This is a genomic window from Luteolibacter arcticus, assembly GCF_025950235.1.
In the GTDB taxonomy this organism is placed as follows: Bacteria; Verrucomicrobiota; Verrucomicrobiia; order Verrucomicrobiales; family Akkermansiaceae; genus Haloferula; species Haloferula arctica.
Map to the genome: position 1 here is coordinate 140,332 of NZ_JAPDDT010000013.1, position 17,397 is coordinate 157,728.

A 17,397-nucleotide genomic window follows, 5' to 3' on the forward strand; every position below is an offset into this window, starting at 1 on the left:
CACCGCGACCAAACGCGGTGCCGGAATTCCTCCGCTCATTCAGGGAATGTCCACTCTCAGCCGTGCAAACAGCGAGGTCTCTTCCACAGGGAGCGGAATCCTGACCCTCACCCGGTCCATCCCTTCACTAGGGAAGTCTTCATCGACCGCAATGGTCACGCCGCCCTCGCCATGCACGGCATCCGCCCACTCAGCGAGATTGGAGCCATACTGGACATAGGGACCGAAGCTGGCCGAGTCCTCGCTGCGGCGGAAGACGAACTCGAAGTGGGTGGCGTCTTTGGTCGCGGTCGGAAGCAGGTGGTTCGAGTCGGACCCCGGACCGCTCGGGTCACCGCCGATCACAAATTCGATTCCGTTCGGGATGCCGTCGAAATCGGAATCGACCGTCGAGCCCGCTCCGCCGATGTTGTTGTCGAATTCCCATGACTGGTAGCCGGACAGGGGTGGATCGACGGTGACAGTGAGGGTGCCCGAGCCGGCGAAGCGACCACTGGCATGGCTGGCGCCGTAAATGCCAGCGGGATACTGGACGCCCCCGATGTGGAGTTCCGCCACCGTGTCGGTGCCCGCGAAGCCCAGATTGAGGACGGTACCATTGCTGAGATGGACGTTTGATCCATCGGCGAGGCCGCTTTGGGCGAGCACCAGCGTGCCCTCCACCACGGTGGTGTCGCCTTCGTAGGATTGACTCCCCGTGAGGGAAAGCGTGCCGGTGCCGTCCTTGTGAAGCGAGCCGGTGCCGCTCACCGCGCCGGTAAAGGTGAGGATGGTCCCGCTGTCCGTATGTATGGTGGTGGAAGCGGCGGAGAGTTCGACAGGCGAGTCGATGATGGCGCTGCCCAAGTCATCGAACCATGTGGAGCTGATCCGGCCGCCGTTCATGACGATCGGCTTGGTGCAGACCACGGGGGCGAAGAAATTGCCGAAGCCCAGCGTTCCACCGTTGATCACGATGGTTCCCGGGTTGCTGTTGTCCACTTGGGTTCCGTTTTCGAAGGAGAACAGCCCGGAGTAGACCTCCATGTCTTTCACCGAGACGTCCGAATCCACGACGCTGATGTGGTTGTTGCCGACCTTCGTCAGCTTGAAGTTTCCCGCGATGAAGGATCCGTCGCCGCGAACGTCCCAGCGACCGCTCCCGCCGATGGTCGAGTCACTGGCGAGGGTGAGCTGGCGGACGCCTTGGTTTTGGGCGGCGGCGGCGGTATTGACGATCGCGCCGGCATTGTCCACGCCCTCCCCATTGAGGAAGATGGGTTCGTTTCCGACCCCGGAGGTGAAGACATCAAGCGTAGCCCCTGCGGTAATGGTGGTGGCTCCAGTGTCGTTGCCCAGGCAGGCCGAGTTTGACGCCGCGATGACGCCTGCCTGCAAGTTGACCGGGCCGGAGAAACTGCTAGCACCGCTGAGCACGAGCCGGCCATCTCCGGTCTTGGTGAGCGAGCCGGTGCCGGAGATCGTGTTCGAGATCGCGTTCGGCATCGTGATGGTGCCGCTGCGGTTTACGAGCAGGTTGCCGTTCAGGCTAGTCGCGCCGGTCCCGAAGGTGCCCACGGTGCCGCCGTTGCCGATCACGACGTTGGAGCCGTCGATGTAAATGGGCCCGCTGTGGGTGTTGGCGTTCGTGAAGGTGACGGTCGAGCCGCCGGTGATGTCGAGTCCCGCGGAACCGCCGATCCCCGCACCGCTGAAGCTGTAGTTGTCGGGGCCGGTGACGTAAACCGTCGACGGCGTGAGGGTAGCGCCCACCACCACGGATTTGTTAGAGGAGGTTTCGTCGAAGCGCACGGTGTCGCCCGGGAAGAACTGGGCTGGCGTGCTGGTGCCGGTGAAGAACCAGTTGGAGTTTGTCTGGTTCCAGGTATTGCTGCCGGTCGCGGTCCAGACGAGGTCGCCGGGTTCCGAAGTGTCCACTACCAGATCGATGGTCGAGTCCTCGGTGTTGTTCACCAGGGTTCCGGTGATCCGGCCGGGCAGGGGAGCAAGCTCGAGCCCTGCGAAACCGAGGCCACCGATCGTGCCGGTGTAGGAGATGAGTGGGTAGGAACCCACGGGGATCTCGCCTTCCTGCGAGATGTGGATGATGTGCTTGGGAGCGGTCCCAGCGCTCACGGAAAGTCCATCGGGCCCCGTGATTTCCACGTTGTCCTGGACCAAGCCACCCAAGCGGAACTCCGACGCTTCGTCGGTCGAAAGGTTGGCAGCGCGGAAGCGGGCGTTGGGGCCGAGTTCTACGAAGGAGGTCGGCACGACCCCGCCCTGCAGCGCGGCGATAATTTCCTCCGCGGTTTCATCCGAGGTGAAATGGACGATCCGCGCCTCGTCGAGATGACCGTCGAAATACGAACCCCCGCCGGGCGAGACCGAGAGGTGAGGCGAGGCATGGACCGCGGCACCGCTGAAGGTGCCATTCGCGACCCCATTGACGTAAAAGGTCGTGACGCCGCTTTTGCGGACCAGCGCGAGATGGACCCAGGTATTCGCTTGGAAAGAATCGGGCACGCCTCCGGGCGGGGCGATCCAGTTCACGTTGTGAGCGCTGGCCGACCAGCCGTTGCCTTCCAGCGTGAGCTTGTGAGAGCCCGCCTCATTGCCGAGCGTGAAGACATCCGCCCGGGTCTCGTCGGTATTTTCGGCGGCACGGGCGAAGATACCGAAGGCGAAGTTGTCGGTCGGCAGCGAGGCATACATGTTCCCGGAGTACCAGCCTTGGTTGCCCGGATTGGATGTATCGAGGAAGGCGGTAGAGCCGGTCGCATTCGGATGAAACGCGGCGTTGCCGGTACCAGCGTCACCTCCGGAGATGTCGTCGGAGAAGTGGCGGCCGTTGCCGGTGTCGTCCTGCGGTTTGTTGCTGCTTCCAAGGCTTCCCGCCTCGCCGAGGTGGTATTCGGCGTAGGGATAGATGGCGGCGCGCGCGGCGGTGGCGAGCAAGCAGGCGGTGATCGCGGTGGAAACGATGGGGCGGGTCTTCATGGGTTTATGGATTTCGGCACACGTCCGGCCAAGGGCAATTGCCAGGGCGGAAGACGTGGCTTCGGATGGGTTGGATCTTGGGCAATCCGTCGTTCCCGGGGTTTCAGGAACGATCCCACTAAAGACCAGTCTGCGGAAATCCGTCAGTCGCATGCTTGGGTGACACGCCGGCTAACGGCGATGCCCCAAGTACTTCACCACCGCTTCCGTCCGGGTGTGGACGTGGAGCTTCTCATAAATCCGGCGGAGGTGGGTGCGCACCGTATCCAGGCTGATGCCAAGCGTGCTGGCGATCTCCTTGTAGAGAGCGCCATTCGCCAGCAGGGTCAGGATCTCCTGCTCGCGCGGCGAAAGCCGGGATTCCTCCCGCTCGAGAGGTTCCGGCAAGCGGAAAGAGTCCACCACCTTCCTCGCGATGCTCGGGGACATGGGCGCGCCGCCACTGCGGATCTGCCGGATGGCGTCGCAGAGTTCATCGCCTGCCGCGCGTTTCAGCAGGTAGCCGGAGGCACCGGCCTTCAGCGCGTCGAAGATCAGGTCGCTTTCCTCATACATGGTCAGCACCAGGATCGGCAGCTTCTTGAAAAGTGGCTTGAGCGCCGCAATCAGCTCCACGCCGTTCATGCCGGGCAGCCGGATGTCCACCACCAGGATGTCAGGCGGACTGGCCGGCAGGGCGCTCAGGGCTTCCTCGGCGGAAGGATAAGCCGCCAGAACTTCCATGTCGGGCTGGCTGTCAAAGAGGGCTTGGAGCTCCTCCGCGAGGGGCTTGTTGTCCTCCACGAGGCTGATGGTGCAGGGGTGCATGGTTCTGCGGTCGGTGGGACGGTTAGAGTGACGCGGGTGCCGCCCTCCGGCGAGCGGCCGATGATGCAGGTGCCGCCGATTTCGGCAAGCCGGCCCCGCATGTTAGAGAGCCCGTCGCCAGAAGGGTCGTCGGTTCCAGAGAGCCCCTTGCCATCGTCGCGGATGTCGATCTCGACGGCATCGCCGGTCGATCCAACATGGATCGAAACGCGGCTGGCATGGGCGTGCTTCACCACGTTTTGGAGCGCTTCTTTCGCCGCCATCAGCAAGGGATGCCGGATGGCGAATGGCAGGACTGAGTCCCGGCGCGCGGAGGTCGATTCGAAATGGCAGGACAGCCCGGCATCGGCCAGATAGCTGGTGGCGTGGTGGCAGAGGTAGTCGGAAAAACTGCCGAGCGTGTCGTGGCGCGGGTTCACTGCCCAGACGATCTGGTCCAAGGCATCCACCGTGCCGCGGGCCTCGCCGGCGAGCTTCGTGAGCAACGACGGCTCATGCCCGGGCACGCGCTTGATACGGTCTGCCAGCAACGCCATGTGGGTAAGTCGCGCGCCGATGTCATCGTGCATGTCGCGGGCGATCCTCAGCCGGTCTTGCTCAATCGCACGTGCTGCTTGGGCGAGCTGCAACTTGTGGTGAAGGCGGCGCACCGAAAGCCACCATGCGGCACCCGCAGCCAGAATGAGCGACCCGCAGGCGATCATTCCAACGCGGACCGGATTCCTCCACCACGCGCGGGGAACGGAGAAGAGATGAGATTGGATGCTGCGGCTCCAGCGGCCGTCGGTGTGGCGCGCTTGGAATTCGATGGGATAGATCCCGGGCTCGTCGGTGGAAATGGTGGCCATCTCACCGGTGCCGCATTCTTGCCACGGGGCATTCACGGCGGACTGGCGCCAGCGGAAGGCGAGCAGTTCCGGGGCGGCGTCGTCTTTCCCGGCAGCCAGCGTGAAGCCGAGGGTCTGCGTGCCGGGCGGCGGTTCCTTCAGTCCGATCTCGCGGCCGTCTGCATGGAATCCGGTGATGCGCGGATGGAGCTTGGGATAGACCTCGAACTCGCTCACTTGCGGCCGGCAGAAGGCGTCGATGGGATTCAGCACCCGGACGAAGCGTCCCGAAAAGCTCGTGCCCGTTCCGTCCTCCGCTTGGATCACGTCGCGACCGCCGGGCGGCACGTGCGACCCATCCTGCCGCATTCGCGCGCGCCAGCGGACCGCTCCCGGCTGGCCGGTGCCGTCGTCATCCAGCACCTGCAACTCATAGTCGCCCAGTCGCTCGGGAGCGGTGCCATCCAGACGGCCGCGCAGCACGATGTAGTCGAGCGGCCGCGTCGCACCGAGGTCCACCTCATAGTAGAAATCCCGCGCCGGCTGCCAGTCGGGAGGATGCGAAAAGGTGGCGATGAAGCCATCTGTTAGGAAGTGGGGATAGAGTCCCTCGTAGACCTCGCCGGACGACTTGACCGGCCGGCCGAGCGCCAGATTGGTCGAGCGCAGGGGATCGACTTGGACCTGGAATTCGTTGATCACGCAATTTCCGTTGCGGCTGCGGCCGATGACTTTTTGTCCGCTGATGTGGCTCGCTTCCACCGGCATCAAGCGTAATCGGAAGCCGGTCACGCCGGTCAGCGCGGCCGGGGCCCGCAGGGTCAGCACCGCTTGGTCGAGCCCGCCCGCGAGGTAAATCCAGTCGCCCTCGGAGCGGGCCAGCAGGGGATTGCGGGGAAAGGAATCCATGAGCACCTGGCTCGGTCTTAGCGGCTTCCAGTTGCCGCCCCAGGAGGGCTTTTCATCGGACGTCACCGCCAGTTCCAACTGCGCGGGATAGGTGCCTTTCTCTTTCGAAACATGCCAGGTCATCACCTGGAACACTTGCGCGGACACCGGCTTCTCGGTGGCGAAAACGATCACCTGCTCCTGGAACTGCGCCCGGTCCATGTCCAAGCCGTTGTCCGGACTGACGTCGCCATCGGTCAGCTCGGAGAGCGGATGGCCGAAATTCATCTGGGTGGACTCCACCACGCGCAGCGGCAGCAGCGGCGCCGCATGGACGCAGCTTGCCAGCAACAGCGCTCGAATGGCGGATTTCAGGAACATGGCCTGTAGCCACACTGACAGTCTTCCCCGGGCGATCAAGAGTCGCATGAACATGCGATATCCGCGCCCGGAAGGCGACAGCCATCTCTCTGGCAAGGGCGCGCTCCTCAGACCTTGTCGAAAACCCCGTTCGAGTCGCCGATGCGCTGGGCCTTCGCTCCCATGCGGTCGAGCAGCGAGAGGTAAAGGTTGGTCATCGGCGTGCCCTTCGGCGCCTCGATCACCCGGCCGGGTTTGAGGGAACCGTTGCCTTTCCCGGCAAGCAGCACTGGCAGGTCGTCGTGGTTGTGACGGTTGCCGTCGGCAATGCCACCGCCATAGACGATCATCGAGTGGTCGAGCAGCGAGCCATCGCCGTCCGGAGTGTCGCGCATCTTCTTCAGGAAATAGGCGAGTTGCTCGACGTAGAAGCGGTCGATCTTGCCGATGTTCTCCAGCGTCTGTGGATTGCTGCGATGGTGGGACAGTTCGTGGTGGGCGGAGTGGACCTCGATTTCCGGGAAGGTCCGGTTCGAGCCGTCGTGCGCGAGCAGGAAGGTGGAGATGCGCGTGGTGTCGGTCTGGAAGGCGAGATGCATCAGATCGAACATCATCCGCATGTGCTCGCCGTAGGTTTCCGGGATGCCGTTGGGGCGCTTGTCTTCCGGCACCTCGGTCCGGAATTTTTCCGCGCGCTCGATCCGCTGCTCCACATCGCGCACGGCCGTGAGGTATTCGTCCATCTTGCCGCGGTCGGTGGAGCCGAGGCGGGTTTGAAGGCGCTTGGCATCCGCCATCACGAAATCGAGGATGCTCTTGCGATAGGCGCGGCGGCGGGAGTCTTCCTTCTCGTTGCCGGAGCCGAACATCTTTTCAAAGACAAGCCGCGGATCGCGCTCCGCCGGGGCCGGGGTGGAGTCGTTGATCCAGGAAAGGTTGAACTGGTAGGCGCAGGAGTAGCCGGAGTCGCAATTGCCGGAACTGCGCGCGGGATCGGTGGAAAGTTCCAGCGATGGGAGCCGGGTGAGATGGCCGACCTGGCGGGCGGCAATCTGATCGACCGATTCGCCGAGTTCGACGTCCGCGCCGGCGGTTTTACGCGCTTGGCATCCGGTGAGGAAGGTGGCGTTGGCCCGGGCATGGTCGCCGGCGCCGTCGCCATTGGCGGAGGCCTTGTCGTGGTCGAGTCCGCGCAAGATGGAGAAGTGCTCGCGAAGTTCTGCGAGCGGCTCGAGCGTCTTGGAGATCGCGTAATCCTTGCCGCCGCCGGTGGGACGCCACAAGTCCAGGTTCACGCCATTCGGAATGTAGATGTAGGCCATCCGCGTGGGCGATGCTGCTTTTGCTGCCGTCTGGGCCAGCGAAGGGAACGCTGGAACGGCCAAGGTGGCGGCGATGCTTTTCAGGAACGTGCGGCGCGGGGTCATGGCGGTGGAGATGGTGGATAGTGGATGGCAGATGGAAGATATTAGGAATCGCCACGGCGGTATTGGAAGGGGACGGAGTCGATCAGAGCGCGGAGCATGGCGCGCGAGCTGCCGCCAGCGGCTTCAGTGTCGGCGACGATCTTGTCGAGGGCCGGCTTGTCGTACCAGTCGAGCCCGCGGCCCAGCGAGTAGGTAAGGAGCTTTGAAGCGACCGAGCGATGGAAGTCCGAACGGTGGTCTTCGACGAGCACCTTGCGGAGTTCATCGACGCCGTGGAATTTCCGGCCGTCGACGAGTTCTCCGGAGGCGTCGATCTCCTTGCCTCCATCGCGGTCGCGCCACGCGCCGGTGGCGTCGAAGTTCTCCAGCCCGAAGCCGATCGGGTCCATCAAGGCATGGCAGGAAGCACACGAAGGATCCTCACGATGCTTCTCCAATTGCTCGCGGAGGCTGCGTTGGTCGCCATGGCGGGATGGCGGCTCAAGCTGCGGGACGTTCGGCGGGGGCGGGGGAGGGGCGGTGTCGAGCAGGTTTTCCAGCACGTACTTCCCGCGCAATACCGGTGAAGTACGAAGCGGATAGGAGGTCAGGAGATGGAACGATCCTTGGCCGAGGATACCGCGGCGGCGGCTGTCCTTCAGCTCGACCTTGCGGAACTCCCCGCCGCGCACATCGGGGATGCCGTAGTGGCGGGCGAGGTCCTCGTTGATGAAGGTGAAGTCCGCATCGAGCAGTGTGGTCATCGGGAGGTCCTCGCGGATGACGTGGGCGAAGAGCATCTCGGTTTCGCGCCGCATCGCATCCCGCAATCGCGGATTGAAGCCAGGGAAGGCGCGCTTGGCAGGCTGCGATGACGGCACGTCGCGCAGACGCAGCCATTGGCCGGTGAAGTTGGAAACGAATTGCCGCGAGCGCTTGTCGGCGATCAAGCGATTGATCTCACCGGCCAGGTTCTTCCGCAGCTCGCCGCGATTCGCCAGCTCCATCAACTGCTGGTCCGGCATGCTGCTCCAGAAGAGATACGACAGCCGCGTGGCCAGGGCGTGCTCATCGATCAGGTGGATCTTCTTCGCATTGTCAGGCTCGGGTTGGGGTTCCTCGCGATAGAGGAAGGACGGCGAAACCAGCATCGCCTCCAAGGCTAGCCGCACTCCGTGCTCGACGCCCTGGTCCTTTGCCAACGAGACGAGTTCAAGGTAGCGCGTCACCTCGCCGTCGCGTGTCGGACGGCGGAAGGCCTTTCTCGCGAACTGGTTCAGGACACTCAATGCGTAGGCCCGGTCATTTTCGCCGGGCTTTCGCTCGGTGAAGATCCGCCGGTGACTTTCCGGCTTCGGCAGCGGTGGGCCATCCAGCGGTCCTGTGATCGTGATCGAGTTGACCATCAGGTTGCGATCCCGGCGCGAGCGGTCGGGATGATTTTCGTCGTAGAAGTCATTGGTGAACGAGACTCCGATCGAAAGCGGCTCCTTTTCTTCGATGCGGATTTCGTGAGCGTAGTCTTTTGGCCGGTCCATCGGGGCATCGACCTTCCACTCGTGGACTTTCTTGCCCTCGATCTCCAGCTCCATGGCCGGCGGTCCGTCGCCGCCGAGTGTGCCGCAAGCCTTCACCGTCACCTGATATTTGCCCCGTCGCAGTGGCCGGTAGACGGTCTCCGCGGTCCCGGCTTTGAAAAGGTAGTGGCCCTCTTCCGAGCGCTGGCCGTTGCCCTTCAAATCGCGGCCGTTGGTCCGCGTCTCGGGCGGCGGCATCGCGCCGGGCTTCACGGTCTTGTCGAGTGCCACGCGGGCGGCTTCGAGGTAGCGTTCGAGGTGCGCCGGGGAAAGCGTGAGCACGTCGCCGATGTTGTCGAAGCCGTAGCCCGAGTCATCCGGCGGGATCAGGTCCATGATGTTCACTTCGACGCCTAACAGATCGCGGAGAGTGTTCTGATATTCGACGCGATTCAGTCGTCGCAAGGTCACCCGGCCGGGATCCGGATGCTTCGGATCGACCGGAAACACCGCGTCATCGATCCAGGCGAGCAGTTTCTCCCGCTCCGCGACGGTCGGCTGATCCTCATCGAGCGGTGGCATCAGCCGGTGCTTGAGGTGGTCGCGGATGCGCTTCCAGACCTCGCGGTTCTGCTGCATTTGCTTGATCGAGCCGAAACGGTCGAGGGCAAGCTCGCCCTTCTTGATCCCATCACCGTGGCAGTCGTAGCAGTAGGTCTCGAGGAGCGGCAGCGCTTCGCTTTTCCAACGCGCTTCGACGGTGGTCTGAGCATGACCCGAGCTACCTGCAGTGACAGCCATCACGGCGGCTTGCATCAGAAGAGAGCGGGTGTTTTCAAGCATGCGACGCGATTCCTACGGCTGCTTTCGCGCCAAATTCGCAGGAAATTACAGGTTCGCGCACAAATTGTGGTTCGTTGGGGGCCGCCCCAGAATTCTCGAGCCCCCGGTGAGGCTTTCTGAACCTCCTCAGGCAGGTGACGTTTTCGCCTCAAAAGGCACGACTAGGTCCTCGGATTCATTTTCGGATCATTGAAATTCAGCCGGCGATATAAGTAATTACCTGCACATGCTGTGGCGGGAAAGACCTTGTCGGACAAGAATCGTCCGTCAGGATCGCGGCAGGACGGATTCTCCCAACCGCCAATGACTTCCGACGACTCTCCCTCGCGGGTTCCCGTGTCCAAGCGCACGACAGATTTTGTCGAGCGTGACGTAAGATCTCACGCCATTCAGGGCCGCCGGCGGAGCGGGCACTCCTCATCCACCGGGTCAGGGGAAAGGGGCCGTGAGCGCCGGTATCGTTCCGGGCCTCAAATCAAAAAGGAATGGGTCATCGGAGCCTTGATGGGAGGCGTCTTGCTCGTGACCGTTCTTGGTCTTTGGCTGATGGGTCGCAAGCAATCGGCGGGCGGCAGGGCTATCGCGGAGGATCGTAGGGAGTCGGCTGGGCAACCGGAGAAGTGGCATGGCCCGATCCCTTCCGTCATCGCCGAGCGTTTCACGAAGGCGAAGAACCACAAGGAGCGCTTGGAATTGGTCCGGAATCCCGCGCAAGTGGGTCCCGCGATGGAGGCCTTCTTCAGGGATGGGCCAGGTGCCTCCGAGCAAATCAAAGGACTTCGTCCGCTGAGTGCCGGCTCGTCGGGAGACTTGGTTTTTGAATCCTACAGTGCCGAGCTTGCCAATGCTCCCGCCCGCTTGTTGAGCGTTACTGTCGATCCCGAAGGAGCGAAGGTCGATTTCAAGTGCTATGCCCGTCTTGGCTCGGTGCCTTGGGAGGACTTGCTCACCGGCAAAGTCACCGAGGCCGCTGAGGTCCGCGTGATACTCCAAGCTGGCGGATATTACCTCCACGAGTTCAACGATGAGCAAAAGTGGCTCCATTTCAAAGCCACCTCGCCCGACCTATCGGAGACCTTGGACTTCTACCTCGACCGCAAGCACCCGTCTGCTGGCGATCTTCAGGAATCAAAGGAATCGCTTTTTCCGGCGACCCTTTCGGTGCGCGCGGTGAATGGCAGCGAGAAGCGCCGCCAGTTCGAGATCACCGGGGTGAAGGCACTCCAGTGGGTGGAGCCCCGCTGAGATTTCAGCATGCGAACTCCTCCAGCCGCCCGGCGATCGCGGCAGGGACCACTGCGGTCACCAGGATGTCATTCTCCTCGTACTCGGTGGAGAGCACCTTGGCGTCGCGGTGAAGCATGCCGATCAGGTCCGCGCGGCGCTGCGGAATGCGATAGCGGCGGCGACGCACCCGGTCGGCCATCACTTCGGAGCACTTTTGCAAGAGTTCCGGCATGCCCAGTCCGGTCGTCGCGGAAATCTTCAAGGCATCGGGGAACAGGCGCTTCAACTCGGCCAGCCGGTCGGGATCGGACACCCGGTCGATCTTGTTGAGGACGGTGATGGTCGTCTTGTCCCCCGCGCCGAGTTCGCCAAGAACGTGGAGTGTTGTCTCGTGGAAACGCTCGATTTCCGGAGAAGTCGCATCCAGCACATGGATCAGGAAATCCGCCAGCACGGCTTCTTCCAGCGTCGCCTTGAAGGCTTCCACGAGCCGGTGGGGCAGGTTGCGGACGAAGCCGACCGTGTCCGTGATGAGTAATGGCTGGCCGTCGGGTAGCTCGATCTTGCGGGTCGTGGTATCGAGCGTGGCGAACAACATGTCTTTCGCCATGACATCGGAACCGCTGAGCTGGTTCAGGAGAGTCGATTTGCCGGCGTTGGTATAGCCCACGATCGCGGCGTGCGGCGTCTCCATCCGTTCCCGCTCCTTGCGCTGGGTCGCCCGCTGCTTGCGGACATCCTCCAACTCCCGCCGTGCGCGGTCGATACGGACATGGGCCATCCGCCGGTCCACTTCGATCTGCTTTTCCCCCATGCCGCGGGCCGCCCCCCCCCCCTGGCCACCCCCCGAACCGCCCTCCCGGTCAAGGTGTCCCCACATCCTCGCCATCCGTGGCAGGGCGTACTGCATGCGTGCGAGTTCTACCTGGAGGCGCGCTTCCTTGGTCTGGGCCCGCCGGGCGAAGATATCGAGAATGACTTCCTCCCGGTCGATCACACACAGGTCCGCCGCCCGCTCCCACTCGCGCTGCTGGGAGGGGGCGAGCTGGTTGTCGATGACGATGCAATCGCACTGATGGGCCTTGGCCAGTTCGACGATCTCGGCTGCCTTGCCGGTGCCGCAGAGGAACTTCCTGTGCATCTCCCGGCTGCGCGCCAGCACCTTCTCCACCACGCCGATTCCGAGCGTGGAGACCAGTTCGCCAAGCTCTTCTAACAGGGCCTCGGACTCTTCCTCCTCGCGTGGATCGAAATAAAGGCGCACCAGCAGGGCGCGCTCTACCAACTGGGGTTTCTCGCGGACTTCGAACATTCCGCCGCGACCTTGGCACCGTAACACCGGCCCTGCGAGGGGGAAAACGCGCCACGGGAAAACACAACGCCCGTCGTTCCGGGGAACGGCGGGCGTGGCGGGTTCGGATTTGAAATTCGGATTACAGTGCGGCCTTCAGGGCATTGAACTGTGACTTCAACTTGCCGAGTTCTTTCTCCGCCCGGGCGATCTGATCGTGCAGTGCCTGCAGCTTTGAGAGCTTCTTGCCGATCGGGCCAGCCACGGAGGCGGCGCCGGAGGTGCTGACCGTGCCACCGCCGATACCCGAGCGAATCCAGCTCGAGATGGTGAGGGGCGAGATCTTGAACTTCTTCGAGGCGGCGCTTTGACCACCGCGACCCTTCTCTGCATTCACCTTGTCGACGAAAGCAATGATGTCGGCTTTTTCTTTGGTGGTATAACGACGGCCTTTGGCGGCATTGACGTTGGAGTTGCTCATGACTCCGGAGGGTTAATCTCAATGGTGACTGGTCGCAAGACCAATGTGGATCAAGAACTCAAAAAGTTTATATATTCGTAAAACTACTACGTGGTGGATCTATGACGTCACTACCAAAATCGGACATGGGAAGGGCCGTTCTCGTTAGATGCTTCGAAGGCGTTCCTGCGGCGCTCTTGCGACCGGGTTTCAATATCGCTGCGGACCTCGATCTGACTGGATGTCGGCCTCCCTGCGGCGGTTTATCCCACGAAGGCGGGAAGATTTCAACCGTCAGCCGCTGATGACGACGTCCCGCCCTTTGCGGGAGATGAATTCAGAAACCTGATAAGTCCGACGTCCCTTCTAACAAGTTCTAGGGGTATTTGCGTATGTCGCTCCCGCGGCGGCGCAATCCATCTCCGGTGCTAAGCCGGGAATGGGTCGGATCCGGGTAACTTGATATTCGCAAAATCGGACATGTCCGTAATCCATGCGTCGGCGCCTTCTTCCACGGCCTTGCGAGCTACCACACCGCCGAAGCCGATGAATAGATCCACCTCCGGTTTCGCCTCGAGATCCGAGATGCCGTCGCCAACCATCACCACTGATTCGGGAAGGATGGCGCGCTTCCACTCGCGGATCACTTCCGGCTTGCCGCCATTGCGGGTGGTCGGGTAGCCCTCCCCGTATCCGGCATAACTGCCGTCGGCATGGAAATGGAGCGGCACTGCCTCGACATGCTCGATGCCCAAGGCATCCGCCAGCGGCCGGATCAGGGGCGCGAAGCCACCGGACAAGATGACCGGCGTCCAGCCGCGGGCCTTCAGCCGGGCAATGACTTCCGGGGCACCCGGGACGATGGTTTCAAGATAGAGCCGCGCCACGGCGTCGGCGGTCGCCAGGTCGGGCCGGATGATCTCCATGCGGCGGCCGAAGACCTCGCCGATCGGCACTTCGCCGTTCATCGCCTGATGAGTCAGATGCTCGACCATCTTGAAGACCTCGGCACCGCGGGCCCGGCCCAGCTCGTCGATGCCTTCGATGGAAGACAGGGTGGAGTCGCAGTCGAAGAAGATCAGTTTTCCGCGGCTACAGGTGGGGGGGGGGATCTCGACGATCATGCCGGGTTCGACGCGGTCGTGGAGGTCGATGATATCGGTGTTGGACAGCCGGATGCATCCACAGCTCGCGGGTGTACCGAGCTTTTCTTCCTGATTGGTCCCGTGGAAGTAGATGAAGCGGTCGAAGGTATTGGCGCTTTCAGCCTGCAGGCCGCTGATGCGGATGATACGGGTGAGGACCAGATCCTGGTCACAGGCCTCGCCGGGCTGCCATTGGCCGACGGGTTGGCGGCTTTTGAAGATGGTGCCGGCCGGTTCGCCATCGCCGATCTTTTGGACGATCACAAAACGCCCGGTAGGCGTGCGATAACTGCCCTCGGTGAAGCCCGCGCCCTTGGTCGCCGTGGAAACGAGATATTCGCGCTCCAGTTCGGCGCCGCGGTAGAGGCGGAGTCGTTGGTCGTCGATGGAAACTTCGAGGCGCAGATCGTTCATGACGGGGCTTGTAGGGCGACGAGGGAGTTCTTTCCGCCGAGCGCCGAAGCGAGTTTGAAGACCGTGGCTCCCGGGGAAAGGGCGGGGGGCGTCATGGTCAGGCGGGGGGGGCAAGTCAGGTGGGGAAGGGGTGGGGGCAGTCGGGTATCGCGAAGGAAGGCGGCGAGGATGACCATCTCAAGCAAGCCGCCGCCGCCGATGCCGTGGCCGAGGTAGGGCTTGAGCGGGCAAAGGGCGGTGCCTTCGCCGAGGGCAGCAAGAATCGCGGCGGGCTCCAAGGTGGCGTGCGAGGCGGTGCCGCTGGCATGCGGGCACAACGCGGCGGGTGGGCCGAATTTCGCGAGCGCTTGTTCTAACAGCCGGACGACTCCCGGGGCTCCCGCGGGCATGCCGATGGCGTCGGCGGCGTCGGCATTGGCGAGGTAGCCGATAAGCCGTGGGGCTCCGGGTTGCGGCGTGCGTTCCAAGGTGATCGCGGCGGCGGCCTCGGCCGGTAGGATGCCGGTGGTGGCCGGCGAGTAGGGATCGTTGACCCCGCTCTTCGACAGGATGCCGGTGGCCGCATAGCTATCCAGCAGGCAAGCCGAGAGGGGAAGATCGACGGCGACGACCAGCGCCCGCTCTGCCAGTCCGGCGGAAAGCCACAGCGCGGCCATGCCGAGGGCATCGAGCCCCGCCGCGCAGCCACTGGCCTGGACCTGCCACGGGCCGCGGATGCCTAGCTCGATGCTCACCGCAGCGGCCGGCTCGCTGTGGAGCGAATTGCTGGCCGCCATCAGCGGAAAGGCGCGGCGCTCCGGCCATGGATCGATCCAGCCCGCTGCGGTGCCGCGGCTGGTGCCGAGGAAAAGTGCCGTGTTTTCCAAGTCGTCCGCCGACCATCCGGCCTCCGCGATCGCTTGGCGTGCGACATGGAGTGCGGCCATGCTGGCGGGTGCCCATTTGCGGCTGAGCAGCAGCTTCCGTGGCCCGATCCACGAGGCAGGGAGGTCTCGGTGGGGGCTGTCGTTTCCTAACAGTTCGGAAAGCGGCCGGAAGTTGGTGCGCCCCTCCTCGATCGCACGAAAGTGAGAGGAAATATCGCCACCAAGCCCCGACAGGGCTCCGAGTCCGGTAATGGCAAGCGGCGTGTCGATGCGAGGGACTAGAACCGCAGCCGGACGATGCCAAGGAAATAGAAGCAGCCTACAAGCTGGGACGCTCCTCCTTGGGCGGTACCGGCGGAAGCTGCTTCTGAAGATCGGGAGGGAGCTGGCGGACGAGATCCGGCGGGATCTTTTCGTTGGTGGGCATTAGCTTGCCGGCATGGATCGCCGGGCCGCTTCGCGAACCGCCACCATCGGAGAGGCTGTAGGTGAGGTCGGTCGTGCCATTGAAGAACCACAGATGGCGGGGCGATTCGACAAAGATGAACCACGGGTCTGTGGGCGATGAGAGGGTCATGCCGGATGATCCCGACCCGCCGCTTGAGCCTCCGCCCGGTAGCTGTTCCATCGTGTCGATCGTCCATGAGATGGAGTTTCCACTCACCGTGACGTCCAGTTTCTGGGTGGTCCTTGCTTTGTGAGCCGACCACGTGCCTGCGGACCGGATGATCGTGCCGGCGATCAAGGTGTCGGGCGACGTTGCCACGGTGGAGGATGTGGTGGTCACTGTGGTCTTGTGGCAGCCGGCGGAAGCCGCAGCGAACGTCAGCAGAAGAAGTGCGATGCGCATCGAAGCATCTTTCCCACGAACTCCCCCACGCTGAACAGGGGAAACTGCGGAGTCATCAGAGCCACCTCGTTTTGTATCCTTTGCTCGCCCAGAGAGGGGACAAGAGGAAGACAGGAGGTCACGGAGAAAGGCAGGAGGATACGGAACAGAAGGAAGCGAAGGGAGCCGAGGCCGCCTCGCCGGGAGCGCCGGTCTTCAGACCGGCCCGAATGGTCCTTGGCAGCTGGTCTGAAGACCGGCGCTCCCGGGCCACGGAACTGCGTCGGAGACGCGGCGGGCCGGAAGTCAGGGGTCGGAGACCACCGAGGCGTAGCGCTCCCATTTGTCCTCCGACTTCCGACTTCCGACTTCCGACTTCAGACTTCCGCCACTGAAGACGAGCATCGAGGGACCATTCGGGCCGGTCTGAAGACCGGCGCTCCCGGGCAGATGCTGACCTCCATCTTCCATCCGCCTGCCATCCACGGATCCCAAAGTGAGGAAGCCCGGGCGGTGTCATTTCGAGCCGGGCCCGATCGCGTCACAGCATCTCCTCCACGAACTTCTGTTTGCTGAACAGCGAGAACTGGTCCGGCTCCTCGCCGGTGCCAAGGAAGCGGGGGGCGATGCCGAGCTGGTCGTGGATCGCCACGGCCACGCCGCCTTTGCCGGAGCCGTCCATCTTGGTGACGATCAGGCCATCGAGCGGGCAGGCCTTGTGGAATTCCTTCGCTTGCTGGAGCGCATTGGCGCCGGTGGTGGCGTCCACCACCAGCAGCGTGAGGTGCGGGGCGGTTTCGTCATTCTTGGCCAGCGTGCGTTTGATCTTGGACAGCTCCTCCATCAGATTGTGGCGGGTGTGGAGGCGGCCGGCGGTGTCGCAGATCAGATATTTCGAGCCGTCGGCGATGGCTTTCTGGTGGGCATTGAAGCACACCGACGACGGGTCGGCGTTTGGCTGGCCCTTCACGACCGGGATATTCAGCCGCTGGCCCCAGCGCTCGAGCTGCTCCACGGCGGCGGCGCGGAAGGTGTCTGCGGCGGCGAGCACGGTCGGCTGGCCGCGGCGTTGCAGCCAGTGGGCGAGCTTGGCGCAGGAAGTCGTCTTGCCCACGCCATTGATGCCCACCACGAGGAAAACGAACGGTTTTCCGTCCATCCGCGGCAGCAACGGCGGGGAATCGGCCGGCAGGCGACTGGCGACGTGGCGGCGCGCGGACTCGATCACGTCCTCGGGGGAGACCTGGCGACCGAGCCCCTGGAGCTCCTCGACGATGGTCATGGCGAGCCTTGGCCCGAGGTCGGCGGTGACCAGATCGGCCTCCAGTTCGTCCCAGTCGATTTCCGCCTTGTTCGAGAGCTTATTGTAGAGGGATTTGAAGAAGCCAGCCATGGAAAGTGGGGGCGGCTTCTAGCGGGCGGGGGCGGATGCGGCAAGCGCGGCGCGTTTTTGCAGTTGAATGCGGCCGCAGCATTGACGATGAATCGCCGCGCCCGTCACAAGACGAGGTTTTTCAATCATTATGCCCCAAGGAGGA

12 protein-coding genes are annotated in these 17,397 nt (G+C 63.3%); 1 reads left to right on the plus strand and 11 read right to left on the minus strand.

All coding sequences use genetic code 11. The features are described 5' to 3' along the window. Positions 1 to 39: 39 nt before the first annotated feature. From OKA05_RS22395 to OKA05_RS22415, 5 genes are all read right to left on the minus strand, one after another. Entirely contained in the window at positions 40 to 2,979 is a 2,940-nt protein-coding gene (locus OKA05_RS22395; protein ID WP_264489431.1) for an autotransporter-associated beta strand repeat-containing protein, read from the minus strand. Between the two features lie 171 nt (positions 2,980 to 3,150). After that, positions 3,151 to 3,762, minus strand: coding sequence for a response regulator transcription factor (locus OKA05_RS22400; RefSeq protein WP_264489461.1), 612 nt, complete (start codon positions 3,760 to 3,762; stop codon positions 3,151 to 3,153). Beyond that, positions 3,660 to 5,930, minus strand: a complete 2,271-nt coding sequence (locus OKA05_RS22405; RefSeq protein ID WP_264489432.1) for an ATP-binding protein — start codon at positions 5,928 to 5,930, stop codon at positions 3,660 to 3,662. The genes OKA05_RS22400 and OKA05_RS22405 overlap by 103 nt, the downstream gene beginning before the upstream one ends. Before the next feature lie 59 nt (positions 5,931 to 5,989). Next, positions 5,990 to 7,288 (minus strand): DUF1552 domain-containing protein, encoded by a 1,299-nt coding sequence (locus OKA05_RS22410; protein ID WP_264489433.1) that lies wholly within the window; start codon positions 7,286 to 7,288, stop codon positions 5,990 to 5,992. Between the two features lie 41 nt (positions 7,289 to 7,329). Then, complete coding sequence (locus tag OKA05_RS22415; protein WP_264489434.1) at positions 7,330 to 9,600, minus strand: DUF1592 domain-containing protein; 2,271 nt, start codon at positions 9,598 to 9,600, stop codon at positions 7,330 to 7,332. Between the two features lie 549 nt (positions 9,601 to 10,149). Here OKA05_RS22415 and OKA05_RS22420 point away from each other — a divergent pair. Then, entirely contained in the window at positions 10,150 to 10,872 is a 723-nt protein-coding gene (locus OKA05_RS22420) for a hypothetical protein (protein WP_264489435.1), read from the plus strand. Between the two features lie 4 nt (positions 10,873 to 10,876). Here the strand turns inward: OKA05_RS22420 and hflX are convergent, their stop codons facing one another. The 6 genes from hflX to ftsY all read right to left on the minus strand — a co-directional run bounded on the left by hflX (position 10,877) and on the right by ftsY (position 17,252). Further along, positions 10,877 to 12,166: a GTPase HflX gene (hflX, locus tag OKA05_RS22425; protein WP_264489436.1), complete on the minus strand. Its 1,290-nt coding sequence runs from the start codon at positions 12,164 to 12,166 to the stop codon at positions 10,877 to 10,879. A gap of 121 nt (positions 12,167 to 12,287) precedes the next feature. Then, positions 12,288 to 12,626 (minus strand): hypothetical protein, encoded by a 339-nt coding sequence (locus OKA05_RS22430; protein WP_264489437.1) that lies wholly within the window; start codon positions 12,624 to 12,626, stop codon positions 12,288 to 12,290. 407 nt (positions 12,627 to 13,033) lie between these two features. Continuing rightward, the gene (locus OKA05_RS22435) at positions 13,034 to 14,164 is read right to left on the minus strand and encodes an HAD-IB family phosphatase (protein WP_264489438.1); all 1,131 of its coding nucleotides are present in this window, start codon (positions 14,162 to 14,164) and stop codon (positions 13,034 to 13,036) included. After that, complete coding sequence (locus tag OKA05_RS22440; protein ID WP_319800664.1) at positions 14,161 to 15,429, minus strand: beta-ketoacyl synthase N-terminal-like domain-containing protein; 1,269 nt, start codon at positions 15,427 to 15,429, stop codon at positions 14,161 to 14,163. Before OKA05_RS22440 ends, OKA05_RS22435 begins: the two co-directional genes overlap by 4 nt. Beyond that, positions 15,350 to 15,880, minus strand: coding sequence for a hypothetical protein (locus tag OKA05_RS22445; protein WP_264489439.1), 531 nt, complete (start codon positions 15,878 to 15,880; stop codon positions 15,350 to 15,352). The genes OKA05_RS22440 and OKA05_RS22445 overlap by 80 nt, the downstream gene beginning before the upstream one ends. A gap of 520 nt (positions 15,881 to 16,400) precedes the next feature. After that, positions 16,401 to 17,252, minus strand: a complete 852-nt coding sequence (ftsY, locus tag OKA05_RS22450; protein ID WP_264489440.1) for a signal recognition particle-docking protein FtsY — start codon at positions 17,250 to 17,252, stop codon at positions 16,401 to 16,403. Between the last annotated feature and the right edge of the window lie 145 nt (positions 17,253 to 17,397).

What these genes read in the sequence shown, in the direction of transcription:
- OKA05_RS22430 (WP_264489437.1), bottom strand. Translation starts at nt 12,626, where the DNA reads ATGAGCAACTCCAACGTCAATGCCGCCAAAGGCCGTCGTTATACCACC.
- OKA05_RS22445 (WP_264489439.1), bottom strand. Translation starts at nt 15,880, where the DNA reads ATGCGCATCGCACTTCTTCTGCTGACGTTCGCTGCGGCTTCCGCCGGC.
- hflX (WP_264489436.1), bottom strand. Translation starts at nt 12,166, where the DNA reads ATGTTCGAAGTCCGCGAGAAACCCCAGTTGGTAGAGCGCGCCCTGCTG.
- OKA05_RS22410 (WP_264489433.1), bottom strand. Translation starts at nt 7,288, where the DNA reads ATGACCCCGCGCCGCACGTTCCTGAAAAGCATCGCCGCCACCTTGGCC.
- OKA05_RS22415 (WP_264489434.1), bottom strand. Translation starts at nt 9,600, where the DNA reads ATGCAAGCCGCCGTGATGGCTGTCACTGCAGGTAGCTCGGGTCATGCT.
- ftsY (WP_264489440.1), bottom strand. Translation starts at nt 17,252, where the DNA reads ATGGCTGGCTTCTTCAAATCCCTCTACAATAAGCTCTCGAACAAGGCG.
- OKA05_RS22435 (WP_264489438.1), bottom strand. Translation starts at nt 14,164, where the DNA reads ATGAACGATCTGCGCCTCGAAGTTTCCATCGACGACCAACGACTCCGC.
- OKA05_RS22405 (WP_264489432.1), bottom strand. Translation starts at nt 5,930, where the DNA reads ATGCGACTCTTGATCGCCCGGGGAAGACTGTCAGTGTGGCTACAGGCC.
- OKA05_RS22395 (WP_264489431.1), bottom strand. Translation starts at nt 2,979, where the DNA reads ATGAAGACCCGCCCCATCGTTTCCACCGCGATCACCGCCTGCTTGCTC.